The sequence below is a fragment of the Hafnia sp. CBA7124 genome, assembly GCF_002355555.1.
GTDB lineage: Bacteria > Pseudomonadota > Gammaproteobacteria > Enterobacterales > Enterobacteriaceae > Hafnia > Hafnia alvei.
Genome location: NZ_AP017469.1, coordinates 2,782,227 through 2,801,608 on the forward strand (window position 1 = coordinate 2,782,227; position 19,382 = coordinate 2,801,608).

At 49.4% G+C, this 19,382-nt stretch carries 15 protein-coding genes and 1 CRISPR repeat array; of the genes, 10 read left to right on the top strand and 5 right to left on the bottom strand.

Features of this window, described 5'->3' with window-relative positions; all coding sequences use genetic code 11:
* Positions 1–120: 120 nt before the first annotated feature.
* The 5 genes from CPY98_RS13020 to yejF all read left to right on the top strand — a co-directional run bounded on the left by CPY98_RS13020 (position 121) and on the right by yejF (position 7,495).
* On the top strand, positions 121–1,695 hold the full coding sequence (locus tag CPY98_RS13020; protein WP_046450259.1) for a cyclic di-GMP phosphodiesterase: 1,575 nt from the start codon (positions 121–123) through the stop codon (positions 1,693–1,695).
* Between the two features lie 233 nt (positions 1,696–1,928).
* Complete coding sequence (locus CPY98_RS13025) at positions 1,929–3,755, top strand: extracellular solute-binding protein (RefSeq protein ID WP_096388003.1); 1,827 nt, start codon at positions 1,929–1,931, stop codon at positions 3,753–3,755.
* Between the two features lie 11 nt (positions 3,756–3,766).
* Positions 3,767–4,864 carry a microcin C ABC transporter permease YejB gene (locus tag CPY98_RS13030; protein ID WP_043493963.1) on the top strand — a complete coding sequence of 366 codons (1,098 nt, stop codon included), beginning with the start codon at positions 3,767–3,769 and terminating at the stop codon, positions 4,862–4,864.
* Positions 4,864–5,886 (top strand): ABC transporter permease, encoded by a 1,023-nt coding sequence (locus CPY98_RS13035; protein WP_038502345.1) that lies wholly within the window; start codon positions 4,864–4,866, stop codon positions 5,884–5,886. Before CPY98_RS13030 ends, CPY98_RS13035 begins: the two co-directional genes overlap by 1 nt.
* A gap of 1 nt (position 5,887) precedes the next feature.
* On the top strand, positions 5,888–7,495 hold the full coding sequence (gene yejF, locus CPY98_RS13040) for a microcin C ABC transporter ATP-binding protein YejF (protein ID WP_096388005.1): 1,608 nt from the start codon (positions 5,888–5,890) through the stop codon (positions 7,493–7,495).
* Positions 7,496–7,575: 80 nt separating this feature from the next.
* Here the strand turns inward: yejF and CPY98_RS13045 are convergent, their stop codons facing one another.
* From CPY98_RS13045 to rsuA, 4 genes are all read right to left on the bottom strand, one after another.
* The gene (locus CPY98_RS13045; protein ID WP_043493971.1) at positions 7,576–7,971 is read right to left on the bottom strand and encodes a YejG family protein; all 396 of its coding nucleotides are present in this window, start codon (positions 7,969–7,971) and stop codon (positions 7,576–7,578) included.
* Positions 7,972–8,639: 668 nt separating this feature from the next.
* Entirely contained in the window at positions 8,640–9,092 is a 453-nt protein-coding gene (locus tag CPY98_RS13050) for a DUF3828 domain-containing protein (RefSeq protein WP_096388007.1), read from the bottom strand.
* Positions 9,093–9,153: 61 nt separating this feature from the next.
* Positions 9,154–10,803: direct repeats of the CRISPR family, unit length 28 nt; unit sequence TTTCTAAGCTGCCTGTACGGCAGTGAAC.
* 345 nt (positions 10,804–11,148) lie between these two features.
* The gene (locus tag CPY98_RS13055) at positions 11,149–12,360 is read right to left on the bottom strand and encodes a Bcr/CflA family multidrug efflux MFS transporter (RefSeq protein ID WP_038502349.1); all 1,212 of its coding nucleotides are present in this window, start codon (positions 12,358–12,360) and stop codon (positions 11,149–11,151) included.
* Positions 12,361–12,469: 109 nt separating this feature from the next.
* Positions 12,470–13,192, bottom strand: a complete 723-nt coding sequence (gene rsuA / locus CPY98_RS13060) for a 16S rRNA pseudouridine(516) synthase RsuA (RefSeq protein WP_025798102.1) — start codon at positions 13,190–13,192, stop codon at positions 12,470–12,472.
* Positions 13,193–13,505: 313 nt separating this feature from the next.
* Here rsuA and CPY98_RS13065 point away from each other — a divergent pair, with 313 nt between their 5' ends.
* The 3 genes from CPY98_RS13065 to rplY all read left to right on the top strand — a co-directional run bounded on the left by CPY98_RS13065 (position 13,506) and on the right by rplY (position 15,959).
* On the top strand, positions 13,506–13,745 hold the full coding sequence (locus CPY98_RS13065) for a YecH family metal-binding protein (RefSeq protein WP_043493974.1): 240 nt from the start codon (positions 13,506–13,508) through the stop codon (positions 13,743–13,745).
* A gap of 22 nt (positions 13,746–13,767) precedes the next feature.
* Positions 13,768–15,528 (top strand): DEAD/DEAH box helicase, encoded by a 1,761-nt coding sequence (locus CPY98_RS13070; RefSeq protein WP_046450254.1) that lies wholly within the window; start codon positions 13,768–13,770, stop codon positions 15,526–15,528.
* A 146-nt stretch (positions 15,529–15,674) separates the two neighbouring features.
* A complete protein-coding gene (gene rplY, locus CPY98_RS13075; protein ID WP_004089547.1) occupies positions 15,675–15,959 on the top strand; it encodes a 50S ribosomal protein L25 in 285 nt (94 codons plus the stop codon).
* A gap of 96 nt (positions 15,960–16,055) precedes the next feature.
* Here rplY and yejK read toward each other — a convergent pair whose 3' ends face one another.
* Positions 16,056–17,063: a nucleoid-associated protein YejK gene (gene yejK, locus CPY98_RS13080; RefSeq protein WP_096388009.1), complete on the bottom strand. Its 1,008-nt coding sequence runs from the start codon at positions 17,061–17,063 to the stop codon at positions 16,056–16,058.
* 208 nt (positions 17,064–17,271) lie between these two features.
* On the opposite strand from yejK, the gene CPY98_RS13085 reads away from it, so the two are divergent.
* Together CPY98_RS13085 and yejM are read left to right on the top strand one after the other, a co-directional pair.
* Positions 17,272–17,499 (top strand): YejL family protein, encoded by a 228-nt coding sequence (locus tag CPY98_RS13085; protein WP_025798093.1) that lies wholly within the window; start codon positions 17,272–17,274, stop codon positions 17,497–17,499.
* 29 nt (positions 17,500–17,528) lie between these two features.
* Positions 17,529–19,313 (top strand): LPS biosynthesis-modulating metalloenzyme YejM, encoded by a 1,785-nt coding sequence (gene yejM, locus CPY98_RS13090; RefSeq protein WP_096388011.1) that lies wholly within the window; start codon positions 17,529–17,531, stop codon positions 19,311–19,313.
* Positions 19,314–19,382: the final 69 nt, after the last annotated feature.

Consider the following 19,382-nt stretch of genomic DNA (forward strand, 5'->3'; position numbering starts at 1 on the left):
AAGAAATATCCCTGTATTTATTAATGGAAATATCATATTTTCTTCCTAGAAAAATCCTAATCAATAACGACAGGTGTTCCTTAATTTACTCAGGACCCAATTTTATCTAGGAACAGCGGCATGGTGTTACCCTCAGCCTTGTACAGAAAACCCGTTTCAACATCATTACGCATCTTGATATCAACGTTAATTGCGGCGCTTGTAGCCATTGTTTTCGTTATTCTGGCTGGACATGCTATACAGCACCAACGCCAAAACCAGCAATATGAATTGGCAAAAACAGGGCTGATGTACGCCACACATTTGGCCGATGACTTAGACCAAAAAATGGTCTCGCTTCTTCCTCTTACCGCGCTCGACTGTGAGAGCGTGGTGAACACCTTGGCAAGCAAAGCCGTATTCAGCGGCGGCGTTCGGGCCTATATTCTGGTTCGTGACGGCATTGCCGTTTGCTCAAGCGTCACACATAGCATGTCATCACCGGCATCAAAAATTTATCCCAAGCTTGACCTAAATCGTGATTCCGACATGGTGCTACAGCAGGGAACTCCGCTGGTTCCCGATCGCCCCGTGATTGCATTTTGGCACTCTATCGGTGATGGAACCCGCACCGGCGTATTGCTGACGCTGGATATCAATCCGGCGCCCTACATGCTGTTTTTTAGCCGTGAGCGCACCATCTCAGGCCTAGCGCTAACCATAAAAGATCGTGCTATCAGCACTTTTGAGCCAAAAATCGTTGCCGAGAGCGCGCTGCCCGCTCATCCCGATATCATTATGCAGGATGAAAAGAACCGCTTTACCTTCCGCCTTTATGGTAGCCCGTTATCAGCCGGCGATTTAGGCCTGCTTGGTCTTGTGACTTTGCTGGTTGCTATGGTGGCTTGGCTCATCACCTTCTATGTACTATCGCAGCAAAGACGGCTCGATCGCGATATTTTACAAGGGATCAAGCGCGGTCAGTTTTTCCTTGTTTACCAGCCAGTCATTCATTCAGAGACTCAGCTGCCCGGGGGATTTGAAGCGCTGATTCGTTGGAAACACCCTAAACTCGGGTTGGTTCCACCAGACGAATTTATTCCCTACTGTGAATCCGAAGGGCTTATCGATCGTTTGACCCAGCACATTATGGAGCTGGCGGCTCAAGACGCGCATCGACTGATCGATTTCGTGCCCAAAGGCACCAAGTTAGGACTGAATATTTCTCCTCTACACATGACGTTAGACAGTTTTAAAGCTGACGTGCGCCATTTCCTCGATTTGATGCCCACCGAGCATTTCATTCCGTTGTTCGAAATTACCGAACGCAGCATGGTGCAAGACGGCGGCGCTGAGAAAATTTTCGATTGGCTGCACGCGTGTGGCATTGAACTGGCCATCGACGATTTCGGCACCGGCCACAGCGCACTGATTTATCTCCAGCGCTACAAAATTGATTATTTAAAAATAGACCGCGGTTTTGTGAACTCTATCGGCTTAGAAACCGTCACCGCGCCGGTTTTAGATGCGGTTCTGGAATTAGCACAAAAGTTGAAGCTACAAATCGTTGCCGAAGGGATAGAAACGGAGGAGCAGGCCGAATATCTGCGCCAACGCCACGTAGATTATTTACAGGGTTATCTCTTCTGCCGCCCTCTTCCGTTGGAACAACTGTGCGATTACTATCAGCAGCACGTCAACGGTAAATTGGTCTGAATTGCGTCGTTTTGCAAAGAACTTAGAACAAAAAGTGCAATGAATTGAAACTTTTATCCCTTGCTTGGCATAACATTGCTATTCTTGGTACATCCGCAGGGTTGCGGAGCATTTAATGGCGTAAAACGCGATAGCCGCATAGTCATAGTTGTGCCGCGTAGCCATTGTTGACCTGATTGATATGTCATATATACCTAGAGCATTCTAGGCGTTAAGCAGGAGCTAACACATTCATGTACTCGCGCCTTCTAAAGACCTTGTGCACGGTGGTCCCCATTGTGGCCGCCTTCAGTTTCAACCTTCGCGCAGACGTCATTAACGAAAGCTACGCTTTTGCTATTTTAGGCGAGCCCAAATACAGCAGTGACTTCACTCACTTCGACTATGTCAATCCCGCTGCTCCCAAGGGCGGCGATATTACGCTTTCTGCGCTGGGCACCTACGACAGCTTCAATAGTTATGCCTCACGTGGCCACCCGGCGGTGCGTGCTAACCAGCTGTACGACACGCTGTTTACCAATTCAGCGGATGAAATAGGCAGCTACTATCCGCTGATTGGCGAAACCGTACGCTATGACGACAAATTCAGTTGGGCAGAAGTTAACATTAACGCCGACGCACGTTTCCAAGACAATACCCCGATCACCGCACAGGACGTCCAATTCAGCTTTAATAAATTTATGACCGAAGGCGTACCGCAATATCGGAGTTATTACCAAGGCGTAAAAGTTAAGGCGATTTCTCGATTAACCGTACGCTTTGAGCTTCCCAAGCCCGACAAAGAGATGATGCTCAGCCTGATTGGCGGCTTAAAGGTGATGCCAGAAAGTTTCTGGAAAAATCACAAATTATCCGAGCCACTCAATACGCCACCGCTCGGCAGCGGCCCGTACCGTATTTCTGATTATCGCCTCGGTCAGTTTGTCACCTATTCGCGGGTCACCAACTATTGGGCGGCAAATTTGCCGGTCAACCGTGGGCAATATAATTTCGACACCATTCGCTACGACTATTATTTGGATGACAAAGTGGCCTTAGAGGCTTTCAAAGCGGGCGCTTTTGATTTCCGCATGGAGACGTCACCCAAGAATTGGGCAACACAGTATAGCGGCGGAAACTTTGCCAAAAACTACATTGTTAAATCCGACGAAACCAACCAGTCGGCACAGGATACACGCTGGCTAGCCTTCAATACCCAACGTCCTATTTTTGCCGACAGGCGAGTGCGTGAGGCGATTTCGTTGGCGTTTGATTTTGAGTGGATGAATAAGGCGCTGTATTACGACGCCTATCAGCGCACTAACAGCTACTTCCAAAATACCCAGTATGCCGCCCGTGGTTATCCTGATTCGGCTGAACTAGCGTGGCTTGCGCCGCTGAAAGGCAAAATTCCGGCGGAAGTGTTCAATCAGGTTTACCAGCCTGCCGCCACCGACGGCAGCGGCAACGACCGCGAAAACCTGCTGAAAGCGACCAAACTGTTAGAAGACGCGGGTTGGACAATCAAAGATCAACGCTTAGTTAACAAAGTCACGGGAAAACCCTTCGCCTTTGAGCTGCTACTGCCAAGCAGCAGCAATTTCCAATATGTGATGCCGTTTAAACACAATTTGGAAAAGCTCGGTATTACGCTGAACCTGCGTGAAGTTGATACCTCGCAATACAGCAACCGCGTTCGTTCTCGTGATTTTGATATGTTCCCTACCGTATACGGCGGCATGAACTATCCCGATCCTTCGCTGAAAATTCTCTGGCGCTCAGACTACATCAGCTCAACGTGGAACAGCGCGGGCGTGCAAGATCCCGCGGTTGATAGCCTGATTGATAGCATCATTAGCCATCAAGGCCAGCCAGACGCCCTACTCTCACTCGGGCGCGCATTAGACCGCGTACTGACATGGAATTACTACATGCTGCCCATGTGGTATTCCAACCATGACCGCATTGCCTACTGGGATAAATTCTCGATGCCGGCTCTACGTCCGGCATACGATCTCGGCTTTGATACATGGTGGTATGACATCAACCGCGCGGCGAATCTACCGCAACAACGGCGTTAAGAGGTGTTCTGATGACCGCTTATCTTATTCGCCGTTTGCTTCTGATCATTCCCACTCTGTGGGCCATCATCACCATTAATTTTTTTATCGTGCAAATTGCCCCCGGTGGCCCGGTTGATCAGGCCATCGCCAATATCGAAATGGGGCAAAACGCCGGTTTTGGTGCCGGTGGTGGCGCGCATGTCGGCGCCGCACACACAGGCATTGCCGCCAGCAACGTGGGTGAAGGCCAATATCGTGGCGCTCGAGGCCTCGATCCCCAGATTATTGCTGAAATTGAAAAGCGCTTTGGCTTCGACAAACCGCTCCACCAGCGTTACTTCGATATGCTGTGGAACTACATTCGCTTTGATTTCGGCGATAGCCTGTTTCGTGGCGGCTCCGTAATGTCGCTGGTTAAACAAAGCCTGCCGGTGTCCGTCTCCCTCGGGTTATGGAGCACTTTAATCATTTATCTGGTGTCGATACCGCTGGGTATTCGCAAAGCCGTTCACAACGGTTCTCGATTCGATACCTGGAGCAGTACGCTGATCATTATCGGCTACGCTATTCCTGCATTTTTATTTGCCATCATGCTGATTGTGCTGTTTGCTGGCGGTAGCTATTGGGATTGGTTCCCCCTGCGTGGCTTAGTTTCCAGCAATTTCAGCTCGCTATCGTGGTATGACAAAATCACCGATTATCTCTGGCATATCACGTTGCCAGTGCTTGCCACCGTCATCGGCGGTTTCGCCAGTTTAACCATGCTAACCAAAAACTCTTTTTTGGATGAAGTACGCAAACAATATGTGGTTACCGCGCGCGCCAAAGGGCTAGATGACAAAAAAATCCTTTATCGCCATGTGTTCCGCAACGCCATGCTGCTGGTCATCGCTGGCTTTCCAGCTACTTTCATCAGTATGTTTTTCACCGGTTCGCTGCTCATCGAAGTGATGTTTTCGCTTAACGGTTTAGGATTGCTGGGCTATGACGCTATTTTACAGCGTGATTATCCAGTGATGTTCGGCACGCTGTATATCTTCACCCTGCTGGGATTACTGCTGAATATCATCAGCGACATCACCTACACGTTGGTCGACCCACGTATTGACTTCGAGGCTCGCCACTGATGAAACTCAACCCAATCAATCAGGCGCGCTGGCAGCGTTTTAAAACCAATCGCCGTGGCTATTGGTCCATGTGGATCTTCCTGCTGGTTTTTATCATGAGCTTAGGCTCAGAGCTGATCGCCAACGACAAGCCGCTTCTGCTGCGTTATGACCAACACTGGTACGCGCCTTTCTTGGTCAACTATCCTGAAACCACGTTCGGTGGCGATTTCAAAACCGCTACCGATTATCAAGATCCGCTGATCCGCAGCAATATTGAGCAACATGGCTGGGCAATTTGGGCGCCGATTCGTTACAGCTACAACAGCATTAATTTTGCCACCGAGGTGCCATTTCCTTCTCCGCCGTCTGCTCAGCACTGGCTCGGCACCAATGAGAACGGCAACGATATTTTAGCCCAGGTGCTGTACGGACTCCGAGTTTCTATTTTATTTGGCCTGATGCTGACGGTGCTTTCTAGCGTGATTGGTATTACCGTGGGTGCCACGCAGGGCTTTTACGGCGGAAAAGTCGACCTTATCGGGCAGCGTTTTATTGAAGTCTGGTCAGGCATGCCAACCTTATTCCTGATTATTTTGCTCTCCAGCGTGGTTCAGCCTAACTTTTGGTGGCTGCTGGCAATCACGGTGATTTTTGGCTGGATGGGGTTAGTCGGCGTGGTGCGTGCAGAGTTTTTACGCACGCGAAATTTCGATTATATCCGTGCCGCCCGCGCCATGGGGGTGAGCGATCGTACCATCATGCTGCGCCATATGCTGCCTAATGCGATGGTCGCAACGCTGACGTTTTTACCGTTTATTCTGTGCGGCGCCATTACCACCCTCACCTCACTCGATTTTTTAGGCTTCGGCTTGCCTACAGGCTCTCCATCGCTCGGCAGTTTACTGCTGCAAGGTAAAAATAACCTGCAGGCGCCTTGGCTTGGCATTACCGCATTTGCCGTGCTGGCCATTTTGTTGTCGTTGCTGATCTTTATGTTCGAAGCGGTACGTGACGCTTTCGACCCATCGAAGGTGAATTGATATGGCTAAACATTCACAACCCCCACTGCTCAGCATTCGCGATCTGAACATTTGTTTTCGCAGCGGTGAAGTGACACGTCCGGTGGTTAACGGCGTTTCGCTTGAGATCAACGCAGGAGAAACGCTCGCCTTGGTTGGGGAGTCAGGCTCAGGAAAAAGCGTGACCGCGCTGTCTATTTTGCGGTTGCTTTCATCGCCTCCCGCCGAATATCCACAAGGCGATATTCTGTTTAACGGCCAATCCTTGCTGCATGCCACAGAACCCTACTTACGCAGCGTACGTGGCAATGAAATTGCCATGATTTTTCAAGAGCCGATGGTTTCCCTCAATCCCTTACACAGCATCGAGAAACAGCTGGCTGAAGTGCTTTCTTTGCATCGAGGCATGCGTCGAACTCAGGCACGCGCGGAAATCCTTCGCTGCTTAGAGCGAGTTGGGATCCGTTCACCAGAAAAGCGCCTTAACGATTATCCACACCAGCTTTCCGGCGGCGAACGTCAGCGCATCATGATTGCGATGGCGATTTTAACCCGCCCTAAACTGTTGATTGCCGATGAACCCACCACCGCGCTGGATGTTTCCGTGCAGGCGCAAATTTTAGAACTGCTGGCAGAGCTCAAGCAGGAGCTTAATATGGGGATGCTGTTTATCACCCATAACCTCAACATTGTGAAGCGCTTAGCCGATCGCGTAGCCGTTATGCATGATGGCAACATTGTGGAAATCGGAGAATGCCAGTCGCTGTTTGCCGCCCCGCAGCATCCCTACACCAAACAATTGCTTGATGCTATTCCCTCGGGCGATCCTGTTGCGCTCCCGCAGCCAACGCAAACGCTGCTGGAAGTGAAAGATCTCAGCGTACGCTTTCCTATTCGGCAAGGCATTCTGCGCCGCACGGTCGGCTACAACGCTATTGTTAATCAGCTTAATTTCACGCTACGTCGCGGTGAAAGCTTAGGCTTAGTGGGCGAGTCTGGCTCAGGTAAAAGCACCACAGGGCTGGCTTTGTTACGCTTGCTTCCCTCACAGGGAGAGATTTGGTTTGAGGGCACGCCGCTGCATCAGTTGAATTTAAAACAGCTTCAGCCTTATCGCAGCCAGATTCAAGTGGTGTTCCAAGATCCCTACTCGGCGCTGAACCCGCGTTTAAACGTGCAGCAAATCATTGCCGAAGGGTTGCAGGTCCATCAGAAGCTCAGCGCGCAGGAACGGGAACAGCGCGTGATTAGCGCCATGACCGAGGTGGGGCTCGATCCTGAAACGCGCCACCGCTACCCAACAGAGTTTTCTGGCGGACAGCGTCAGCGTATTGCGATTGCGCGCGCGCTTATTCTTGAGCCGCGTTTGTTGATACTGGATGAGCCCACCTCATCGTTAGACAGATCGGTACAGGCGCAGATTTTAGCCCTGCTGAAAAATCTTCAGCAACGCCATCAGCTCACCTATCTGTTCATCAGCCACGATTTACAGGTCGTTCGCTCGCTGTGCCATCAGGTGATGGTGATGCGTAATGGAAAAGTGATTGAGCACGGAGATTGCGCTGAGGTCTTTGCTCGCCCCGCACAAGATTACACTCGGCAGCTGCTAGCATTTGCAGACACGCCGTGACTGGAAAAATAGGCAAGTTGATTTAAACACCGGCAGCCTGATGGGCGTGCCGGTATTCTGCTCTAAGCGCCTTTCAACGATCAGAACGGATACTGGGCGACAATCGGTTCAGCGATAGCTACACCGACGTTTTTTAGGCGACACATCGCCGCACTTTCATCTTCAAGATGAACAAATAGACAAGGTTCACCGTCAAGCTCAACGACAGAGCAGTTTACCTGCATCTCTTGTAAAGACTGATTCAGACGTTTCATGATTTGCCAAGCTGCTTCTCCCTCTTCACTCAGGAGCTTCAGGCCAATCAAACTATTATTATCAATAGCGTTATTATCGATAACAGTATTATTAACGTCCGTATTCTCAGCGCCAGTCGTTTTCGCCAAATAAATGGGTTCAACCTGCACACCGGTGAGCCCTGATGACCAGCGGTAGCTCTGAGGCAACCGGTGGACTATCGAAAGCTGGAAACTATTCACATTTTTACCCTGATTAAAAACTAACTACAATTTTTTCACAAAAAACTCACATCGTAAACCACAGATCGCACTATTTAGGCTATTTGATGACTTAATCGTCATTTTATTGTGGTTTTGTTTATTACATTTCGGTAACACCGAAGTAAAAACGACCGAAACAACGATCAATCTGGCACTACCCCATTTTTTCTTCAGAAATACCACGATGGGAGGAACTTCTGCTGCTGCGGTTATATGTATACTTTTCTCTTTATTACCACAACCATTTTTGTTTCATTTTAATTACTTTGTCGTATTTTTCAATTTACATAAGAAATACAATAACTCCCTGAATCTCGATCAAAGAAATTAGCTAATCATTTGTTTTAAAACAATATTAATTAATAGGTTAATAATTAATAGTTTTAATGTTTTCTTTGTTTTTAAGGGTTTCTATCTGTTTTGGTAAAAAATACTGTTAACGAAATGAAAAACCCATCACAAAATCGCACGAAAAATATAGTTAGCATGATTATGTTTTCATAGGAATTTATAATTTAGGAAAGCGTTTGCTTTTATTTGTATGACAGACGTTTGCGAGGATGAATATTAATGGGAAAACATGTAGTAATGGCGTTCGCTGCTCTGCTGGGCAAACCAAACGGCAGTAAATAAAGGTGGCGACAGGGTTACTTGAGATTTTCGTTTGGCACGATAGCTTGCTGCGCTACCGACTGGATTTTCCACTTCCCTTTCTCCTTCACCATACAGTCAATGACCGTGTGGGACATATCTTTCCCATAAGCAACGTAAACATTCAGGCAAACCGGATCGAGATCGGAAGAAACCACGGTGACATTTTTCGGCCAATCAGCCCCAATGTCTTGTGAACGAGTAAAAAAGTCGGCGTCATAGAATTCATCATCGCTATTCACTGCCTTATGCAGCTTTCCCAACGTCTCTGCGGTTACGTATTCACTCATTTCTGGGCTACGATTTCCTAGCAGCGGATAGACATCTTTTTCAATCTGTTGCAGATACCATTTATTGAATTCTAGAGCCGCCTTTGTGGCGTTGTTAATATCGCTGACAGCAAAGACGGGTGAAGAAATAAAAAATAGTAATATCAATAATCTACTCATGTCATCCCTGTGAGTTTTTTATTTGAACGTTTTGTTCCACGGATACGAAACCGAGGCAAAATACCTAAGCTGCCTGTACGGCAGTGAACGGTGTGTTGCGTTGTGTTTCCATACCGACTATTTTCTAAGCTGCCTGTACGGCAGTGAACTCACGTCAGTTAAATACGGCGTTCCTGATGTTTTTCTAAACTGCCTGTACGGCAGTGAACCGGACTAATAGCCGCGTTAGGTAAAACAACTTTTTCTAAGCTGCCTGTACGGCAGTGAACTTTGAATGCATACGGCGAGGCTGGAATATGTGTTTCTAAGCTGCCTGTACGGCAGTGAACATGGTGTCAGCGGTTCGTCTCTGTGGCCATTTTTTCTAAGCTGCCTGTACGGCAGTGAACACCATTGGTCCGAGAAACTTGCGATGGGTGCTTTTCTAAGCTGCCTGTACGGCAGTGAACTTCGCTTGCTCAAAACAAATGACTAATATTTTTTTCTAAGCTGCCTGTACGGCAGTGAACCGCAAGCTTACGGCCCGCCGGTGACTCAGCCGTTTCTAAGCTGCCTGTACGGCAGTGAACTTCAATTAAAGCCGACATACCATCATGAGTTATTTCTAAGCTGCCTGTACGGCAGTGAACGCAAATTCAATCCTACCGAAATTAAGAGAGGCTTTCTAAGCTGCCTGTACGGCAGTGAACGCGCGGACCATACGCCAATGCAGATAGGGCATTTTCTAAGCTGCCTGTACGGCAGTGAACGCTGCGAGCCATCTAAAAATACAGCGCCTACCTTTCTAAGCTGCCTGTACGGCAGTGAACGTTATTACGATTGCATTAAAGATCGCATGGTTTTTCTAAGCTGCCTGTACGGCAGTGAACATGATGCGCGATTTGGACGCACTGCGTTTCATTTTCTAAGCTGCCTGTACGGCAGTGAACTCCTACAGCTGAAGAATGCGCGGGCTTTGATTTTTCTAAGCTGCCTGTACGGCAGTGAACAAGGTTTACTGGCAGTATCGCCACCCAGAGACTTTCTAAGCTGCCTGTACGGCAGTGAACAACATCGCAAAGCGGCTTGAGTATTTTTTGTTTTTCTAAGCTGCCTGTACGGCAGTGAACTTGCTAAACTTCGAGGTGTGGAGGTTGGTACTTTTCTAAGCTGCCTGTACGGCAGTGAACAAACCTACATCCGGTACCGCATCACAGATACATTTCTAAGCTGCCTGTACGGCAGTGAACTAACAGAGTTATACCGTTGTGACTTTCATGATTTTCTAAGCTGCCTGTACGGCAGTGAACGGCATACATGGGCGAGCTGGTTAGTTCAAGCTTTTCTAAGCTGCCTGTACGGCAGTGAACCGTATGTATCCGCAACAACAATCATTTCACCGTTTCTAAGCTGCCTGTACGGCAGTGAACTTACTTCTGCTTGAGTTTCCTACCGCGCCAGCAGTTTCTAAGCTGCCTGTACGGCAGTGAACTTACTTTGTATTCGCCGACTTCACGAATGGCATTTCTAAGCTGCCTGTACGGCAGTGAACCTGTCCCAGAGAATTACCGCAGGCCACTGATATTTCTAAGCTGCCTGTACGGCAGTGAACTTGTTCGAAGAGGCATGCCTGCGCTGGATAGATTTCTAAGCTGCCTGTACGGCAGTGAACTGTAAGGAGTGGAATATGGCTTTAGGGCGTGTTTTCTAAGCTGCCTGTACGGCAGTGAACTGTAGAATATTCGTATAAAGCTTCGAATAATCAGATCTGTAACTCATTTTTCACTGCATTACCCTTTTTTATCTTCGTGATAAACTATTACATAAAATCAAAGGGTTATAAATAGGCGAAAAAAAAGGGTTCGTGGAAGCTTATCGTATTTAGGGGAATCGCTAGAGAGTGGCGTTCGGATCACACAGGAAAGATGGGGGCAGATTAACGCTTTCAGCTCATCTGAGCCCTACATTGCTAGCGCTCTGCAAACAGGCAAACATATGTCTGTTGCATATGCCAAATAAAGAGCGGCGATTGCTAATGGCCTCCCCGCCTATTTTTATCAGCGGGGAGCCAAAGCGCTTAGGCGGGATCGATACGGTTGCTAGCCTTAGCAGGTCTAGAGGCATACAGGAACAGCATCATGGCAGCAAAGATACACAGGAACATGGAGCTTACCATCGGCCATTCGCTTCGTGCAGAAGCAAGCGCCAGTAGCGTTCCCACTACGGCACCGAGGCTAAAGCGCAGCGTTCCTGCCAGCGAGGATGCGGTTCCTGCCATATGCGGGAAATCGTCCAAGATCACCGCCATCGCGTTAGATGTGATCATGGCGATACAGCCAACATAGGCGGCGACGCCAATTACCAGCGACCAAAAACCTAAGTCCAGCATGGCGGTAATGACCAACCAGATGCCCATCACGAACTGCACCAGCAGACCAAAACGCAGCATGTTGATCGCGCCAAAACGACGCACGTTGCGGCTATTAATCAGCGTCATAATGAACAAGAAAACGATATTTAGCGCAAAGTAATAGCCGAAATGCTGCGGCGATACGCCGTTCAGATCGATATACACAAATGGCCCCGCGCTGAGGAACGAGAACATCCCTGCAAAAGAGAAGCCACTGGCTAACATGTAACACAGCACGCGTTTATGACGAAACAACGAGGCAAAATTCCCCAGCGTCGTGCGTAAGCGGAACTTTTGCCGTTTCTCTTTGGGTAGCGTTTCTTTGATGAAAATCGCCACCAGCACGGTACCCAACAGCGCCGCACCCGCCATCGCCCAGAAAATCGCATGCCAGCTAAACCAAATCAGCAGCGCCCCGCCCATAATCGGTGCAAGCAACGGCGCAATGGTCATCACCAGCACCACAAACGACATCATGCGCGCAAAATCATCCTTGGTGAACATGTCACGCATCAGCGCATTAATCACCACGCTGGCGGCCGCAGCGGCTAAACCGTGGATTAAACGCATCACAATCAGCTGATCGACCGACTGCGCCATCGCACACGCAGCACCCGCCAAGGCGAAGAACAACGTGCCATACATAATGACCGGTTTACGCCCAATGCTATCGGCCATGGGGCCGTAAAGCATTTGTCCAAATGCAAAGCCCAGCGTGTAGGCGCTGAGCGTCATCTGTACATCACCACTCGGCACACCAAATTGTTCGGCAATCACCGGCATACTCGGCAAATACATGTCGATAGCCAACGGCATCAACATTGATAACAAACCGAGGATCAGGATCAACCCAAGATGGGAACTACGGGGTGTCTGCACGCAGCATCTTCCTTTTTAATCAAAAAGTTATACCCAAAATAGTTGGCATTGTGTCACGGCGGCCAACGCGTGCCGCCAACACAGAAACAACGTTAAGTATGACGGGTAATTAATCTTTCGCTAACAGTTCAGCAGGCAAACCTACGCTGGCGATCTCTTCCTCGGTCAGAGGACGATATTCACCCGGTTCTAAATCTTCATCCAACACGATGTCGCCGATACGCTCACGGTGCAGTTCCACCACGCGGTTACCCACTGCGGCAAACATACGTTTTACCTGATGATAGCGGCCTTCGCTGATCGTCAAACGCACCACGTTGGCATCTAGCTGCTCAAGCGTGGCAGGCTTGGTGAGATCTTTTTCGCCGTGCAACTGCACGCCCTGAGCAAACTGCTCGGCGGTATCATCTGCCAGCGGATGTTCCAGCGTCACTAAATAGGTTTTATCGCACTGGTGTTTTGGCGATGTAATACGGTGTGACCACTGGCCATCGTCGGTCAGCAGCACCAGACCCGTGGTGTCCAGATCCAGTCGCCCTGCCGCGTGCAGTTTCTCCGCTAACGGTTCTTCGATGAAGTAAAGGATCGTTGAATGATCGGGATCGTCAGTGGAGCACACATAGCCCTCAGGCTTATGCAGCATGAAATAACGCGGGCCGTGGATCTGTTCCAGCACCTGACCATCAAAGGCCACTTCTTGTTCTGGGGTGAGCTTATGCGCACCACTTTTTACAACTTCGCCGTCTACAGTGACGCGTTTAGCACGCAGTTCTCGGGCGATCAGCGCACGGCTGATACCTAACTGCTGAGATAAAAACTTGTCCAGTCGCATGGAACCTGCTTTGTATTTCTATAAGAATCGGAGGGTTTCATTGTGCGCACGCAGCATGGCTGTCTGAATAAAAAGACGGCCTGAATATCTGGGCATCGTTTGGAAACCAAAGAAGAACCGCGGATTATAGCGACTCTTCACCCTCACGCCTATCCTAAGCGTAGTTTAATTCAACCTATTCGGCGCAAAGCCCAAGCGAGTTTGTTTGCTTGGCGATAAGTTAGCCAGCAGCCTGAATTGCTAAACGACGCTACCCAGCGTCATGCGGTATAATGACGCCCTTCATCGAACATTAATCACAGGAATTACTCAGATGTCATCTATTCACGGTCATGAAGTTTTAAACATGATGATTGAGTCTGGCGAACAATTTTCAACCGAAAGTCTGGTTGCCAGCATCGAACAACGTTTTGGCGCCGATGCCCGTTTCCATACGTGCTCGCAGCAGGATTTAACGGCCGCTCAGTTGGTGGAATTCTTAGCATCTCGCGGCAAATTTATTCCTAGCGACAGTGGTTTCAATACCCACAGCAGCAAAATCTGCCAGCACTGATTATATTGTTGATGACATATTAATGGCCTTTACTCTTCGTCCTTATCAGCGTGAGGCGGTGGAAGCCACCATCGCGCATTTTAGAAAACACCAAGAGCCTGCGGTTATTGTCTTGCCTACCGGAGCGGGAAAGAGCTTGGTGATTGCTGAGTTGGCGAAAATTGCGCGTGGCCGCGTTCTAGTGTTAGCCCACGTGAAAGAGCTGGTGGCGCAAAACCACAGTAAATATTGTGCCTATGGTTTAGAGGCCGATATTTTTTCAGCCGGTTTACAGCAAAAAGAGAGCAGCGGAAAAGTGGTGTTTGGCAGCGTGCAGTCGGTGGCGCGCAATCTTCCGCTGTTTGACGGCGAATTTTCGCTGCTGATCGTGGATGAATGCCACCGCATCAGCGACAGCGATGACAGCCAGTATCAGCAAATCCTTCAGCATTTACGTAATAATAATCCGAAGCTGCGCTTATTAGGGCTAACGGCAACCCCCTATCGTCTGGGCAAAGGCTGGATTTATCAGTATCACTATCACGGCATCACGCGTGGCGATAGCAACAGCCTATTTCGTGACTGTATTTACGAATTGCCGCTGCGCTATATGATTAAAAACAAATTTTTGGTCCCGCCGGAACGATTAGACATGCCGGTAGTGCAATACGATTTCAGCCGATTAGAACCGAGCAGCAATGGGCTATTTCGCGAAGTCGATCTCAACCGCGAATTAAAAGATCAACAGCGCATAACGCCGCATATCGTTAGCCAAATCATGGAATTTGCCGCCACGCGTAAAGGCGTGATGATTTTCGCCTCCACCGTTGAGCACGCGCGCGAAATCCACGGCTTGCTGCCGCCGGAACAGGCCGCGCTCGTCAGTGCCGAAACGCCGGGCGACGAACGTGACGCCATCATTAATGCGTTTAAGCGCCAAGAGCTGTTATATCTGGTGAACGTTGCCGTGCTCACCACCGGATTTGATGCGCCCCATGTCGATCTCATCGCCATTTTGCGGCCCACCGAATCCATCAGCCTGTATCAACAAATTGTTGGTCGCGGCCTGCGATTATCGCCGGGCAAAACGGATTGTTTGATCCTCGATTACGCAGGAAATCCACACGATCTATTTACCCCGGAAGTCGGGACCACCAAACCGCACAGCGACAGCCAACCGGTACAGGTATTTTGTCCAGGCTGTGGTTTTGCCAACACGTTCTGGGGTAAAACCACGGAAAATGGCGATATTATCGAGCACTATGGCCGCCGCTGTCAGGGCTGGCTAGAAGACGATGAAGGTGGACGCGAGCAGTGTGACTATCGTTTTCGCTTTAAAACCTGCCCGCACTGCGGCGCGGAAAATGACATTGCGGCACGCCGCTGCCATCAATGCAATCAGGTGTTAGTCGATCCCGACGACATGCTGAAAGAAGCGTTGAAACTCAAAGACGCCTTGGTGCTACGCTGTGGCGGTATGCAGCTTCAGCATGGGGAAGATGACAAAGGCGAGTGGCTGTCAATCACCTATTACGACGAAGACGGTGCTGACGTGAGCGAGCGTTTCCGTCTTAACACGCCCGCTCAGCGTACCGCATTTATGCAGCTATTCCTCCGGCCGCACCTGCGCGCGCCCGGCATTGAGCTGGTCTGGAAAAAGGCGACAGACATCGTGGCGCAGCAAGATAAACTGCGTTATCCCGATTTTGTTGTCGCCCGAATGAAAGGCCGGTTTTGGCAGATCAGACAAAAAGTTTTCGATTATCAAGGGCGCTATCGCAAAGCCGATTCTCTCAGCGGTTAGGCGTTGCAACAATGAGCGGGCAGATATATTTGCCGTAAGCCCCGTATTTCGTTAGAATGCCGCCCGCTTTTACTATTAAAAGCAGAATCTCCTGCCTGTTGCTGGGTCGCCTGTAACAGGTCTAAATTTTATATAGAGATACAATTATGTTCACTATTGAAGCAACTGCACGTAAAGAGCAGGGTAAGGGTGCGAGCCGCCGCCTGCGTACTTCTGGTAAGTTCCCTGCTATCGTTTATGGCGGAAACCAAGAGCCAGTAGCCGTAGAAATCGATCACGACACTACTTGGAACATGCAAGAGAAAGAAGGCTTTTACGAACAAGTAATCGCTCTGATGATCGACGGCAAAGAAACCAAAGTTAAGGTTCAAGCTGTTCAGCGTCACCCGTTCAAACGTAAACTGACTCACGTTGACTTCGTTCGCGCTTAATCGCCGACTGAATCACGTTTGTTTGAATAAAACGTTTTGAAATAGAAAACGCCGCAATTGCGGCGTTTTTTTTTGTCTGTAATTCAGCGTGAAAGATTAATTTCCACCGCCGCTACGGCGCTGTAGCTGGTCACGCAAATTCGGCGGCGTGCCTTTAATGGTCAGCGTATCCGTCGCCGGATCCCAGAAAATACGTTCGCCCAGCAGCATCGCATCGAAATTGATGGTCAAACCACCGCCGCTGCCCGCCATTTTAGTGAGCTGACGCAGCGTGCTACGATCGGCTGGGAAGCTTTCTTCCAAATCATAGCCCTGCTCTACGGTAAACTGCTGGAAATCTTTTTCGCCTACGGCCGGAATTTCTTTCGCTAACGCTTCCAGTTCAATTTCTTCGCCGGCCTGCAATTGTCCATTACAGTAGCTATATACCTGCTGGCGATAGGCCTGACGCTCGTTCTTATCGAGCTGACCTTCGGCGCAATAATCATCAACCGCTTGCAACAGGCCACGGTTTTGCGCTTTGGCGTCCAAACCTTCGCTGGCTGCCAAGAAGTCCATAAAGAAGTCAGAAACTTTTCGCCCGACTCGACCTTTCAGGAAGGTTAAGTAACGGTGAGATTCAGGATTCGTTTCCCATTCGGTCAAATCGACACGCGCCACGATATCGGCACGCATAATGTCCAGATAGTGGGTGCTGCTGATATCCAACTCTTCATTAACACGCATGCTGCTACAGCTGTTAAGCACCGCAATCAGCAAATATTCTACCGCCAGATAGCGATATTGGCAGAACAGCACCACGCCACCGTCGGCAAACGGATATTTTGCCAGCTCGTCACGCAGACGGCCGGTTGCTGCACGGCTGAACGCCAGAAAATCTTCGTTGCCACGGCGATAGTTACGTAATGCCTCTGCTAACTCGCTCTCTTCGGAGAAGGTGCCATAGGCTTTACTTTTTGCGCTATACACACGGTGCAGCTCGGCCATCATCTCTTCTACTGCGGCATTTTTTGCCAGCAAAGAGTCACGCAGCACCACGTCTAGCTGTTGTTCGTCGCGTTTAACCAACTGATGCAACGCAATCTGTTCGAGATCCAGACTCATTTTTTTCTTCTCCCCTTTCGCCTCGGACACATTTGATGGCGTATTCAAACACTGTTGATACCCGCTCGCAAGCAGCCATCGCATATTGATGAATTCAATGGTGAGAGCTAAGGTATAATCAATAACGCAACAAACGTATAAAAGAGCGGAAAATCACGCGTCTATACGGTAAGATATGGCACTTTGTCAGTCTGAGAAGCTTAATTCTATGCCACAATCATCCCGTTACAGTGACGAACACGTTGAACAACTGCTCAGTGAGCTGGCCAACGTACTGGAATCGCACCACACGCCAAACGATCTTTCTTTGATGGTTTTGGGCAATATGGTCACGAATCTAATTAACACCAGCATCGCACCCGCTCAGCGCCGTGCTATTGCGCGCTCTTTTGCTGAAGCTCTACAGGCTTCGATTCGGGAAGATAAAGCCCATTAATTTTTGCTCGGACGTATAGACATACTTTTATGGTGACAAACCGTCAGCGATACCGTGAAAAAGTTTCCCAGATGATCAGCTGGGGGCATTGGTTCGCTCTGTTTAATATTCTGCTCGGTCTGCTTTTGGGCAGCCGTTATCTGTTTGTCGCCGATTGGCCATCCTCATTGTTTGGTCGTGTCTATGCGATGATCAGCTGGTTAGGGCACTTTAGCTTTATTGGCTTTGCTGCCTATCTGCTGATCATTTTCCCGCTCACGTTTGTGGTGATGTCGCAGCGATTGCTGCGCTTTCTTTCTGCCGCGCTGGCGACCGCAGGGCTAACGCTACTGTTGGTTGATGCAGAAGTGTTCACCCGTTTCCACCTCCATCTTAATCCGGTGGTGTGGGAGTTGGTCGTTAACCCCGATCAAGGTGAGCTGGCGCGCGATTGGCAGCTCATGTTTATCTGCGTGCCGGTCATTTTTCTCGTCGAAATGCTGTTTGGTACTTGGAGCTGGCAGAAACTACGTAGCCTCAATCGGCAGAAATTTGGCAAGCCGTTAGCCGGTTTGTTTATTACCGCGTTTTTCGCATCTCATCTCATCTACATCTGGGCCGATGCTAATTTCTATCGCCCAATAACCATGCAACGCTCCAATCTTCCGCTCTCATATCCAATGACAGCGCGTCGTTTCTTGGAAAAGCATGGTCTATTGGATGCCCAAGAGTTCCAGAACAAGTTAACGCAAACGGGCAGCCCTGAAGCGGTATCCGTTGAATATCCGCTCAATAAGCTGAGCTTTGCCGATAAAGGTGCAGGCTACAACCTGCTGGTGATTGCGGTCGATGGTCTACGTGCTGACGATCTCAAGCAAGATTTACCGCAGCTTGCTGCCTTCGGTAACGATAATCTCGAATTCACCCAGCATTACAGCTCAGGGAATAATCTGGATAACGGGCTCTTTGGTCTGTTCTATGGCATCTCACCATCTTATCTCGAAGGTATTCTGGCGGGACGTAAGCCATCGGCGTTAATCAGCGCGCTCAGCCAGCAAAACTATCAGTTTGGCCTATTCTCCTCTGATGGTTTCAGCGCCCCACTCTATCGTCAGGCGCTACTGACTGATTTCTCGCTGCCTGCGCCAATTCGTCAAAGCGACGCGGCCACTACAAAACAGTGGCAACAGTGGCTATCAACCCAAACCACGCAGTCACCTTGGTTCTCATATGTGAATCTTAACGGCACGCGCAGCGCTCTGGCAGATGCCTCCCAGCACAAGCCTGAAGATTACATGGTGAGATATCAACGGGCAGCCGAAGGCGTAGATGGGCAGATCGCCGCCATACTTAATACGCTAAAACAGCGTGGTGAACTGGACAAAACCGTTGTGGTGATCACCGCAAGCCACGGCATTGAATTCAACGATAGCGGCAAAGGTGATTGGGGCTTCGGTACCAACTACAGCCGTTATCAGCTTCAGGTGCCATTGATTATTCACTGGCCAGGAACGCCTGCGCAAACCATCAACAAACTCACCAGCCATGAAGATGTGATGGCAACGCTGATGCAGCGCTTACTCCACGTTGACACCCGAGCCGTAGATTATACGCAGGGTGAAGATCTGTTCGCGCCAACGCGCAAACATAACTGGCTGGCGTTAGGTGATAGCAGCGAGTTGGTGATCGTTACGCCGAAAGAAACCGTCATTCTCGATAAGAATGGCCGCTATCGTACCTATGACGCTGACAATGAAGAGATGAAGGGCGAAAAACCGCAGCTCGCACTGTTGCTGCAGGTGCTGACGGATGTGAAGCGGTTCATTGCCAACTAAAATTGGCTAAAGCGCACACAATCACAACGCCATGCTCTTGAAAACCGTTGGGTTTTGAGTAGTATAAAG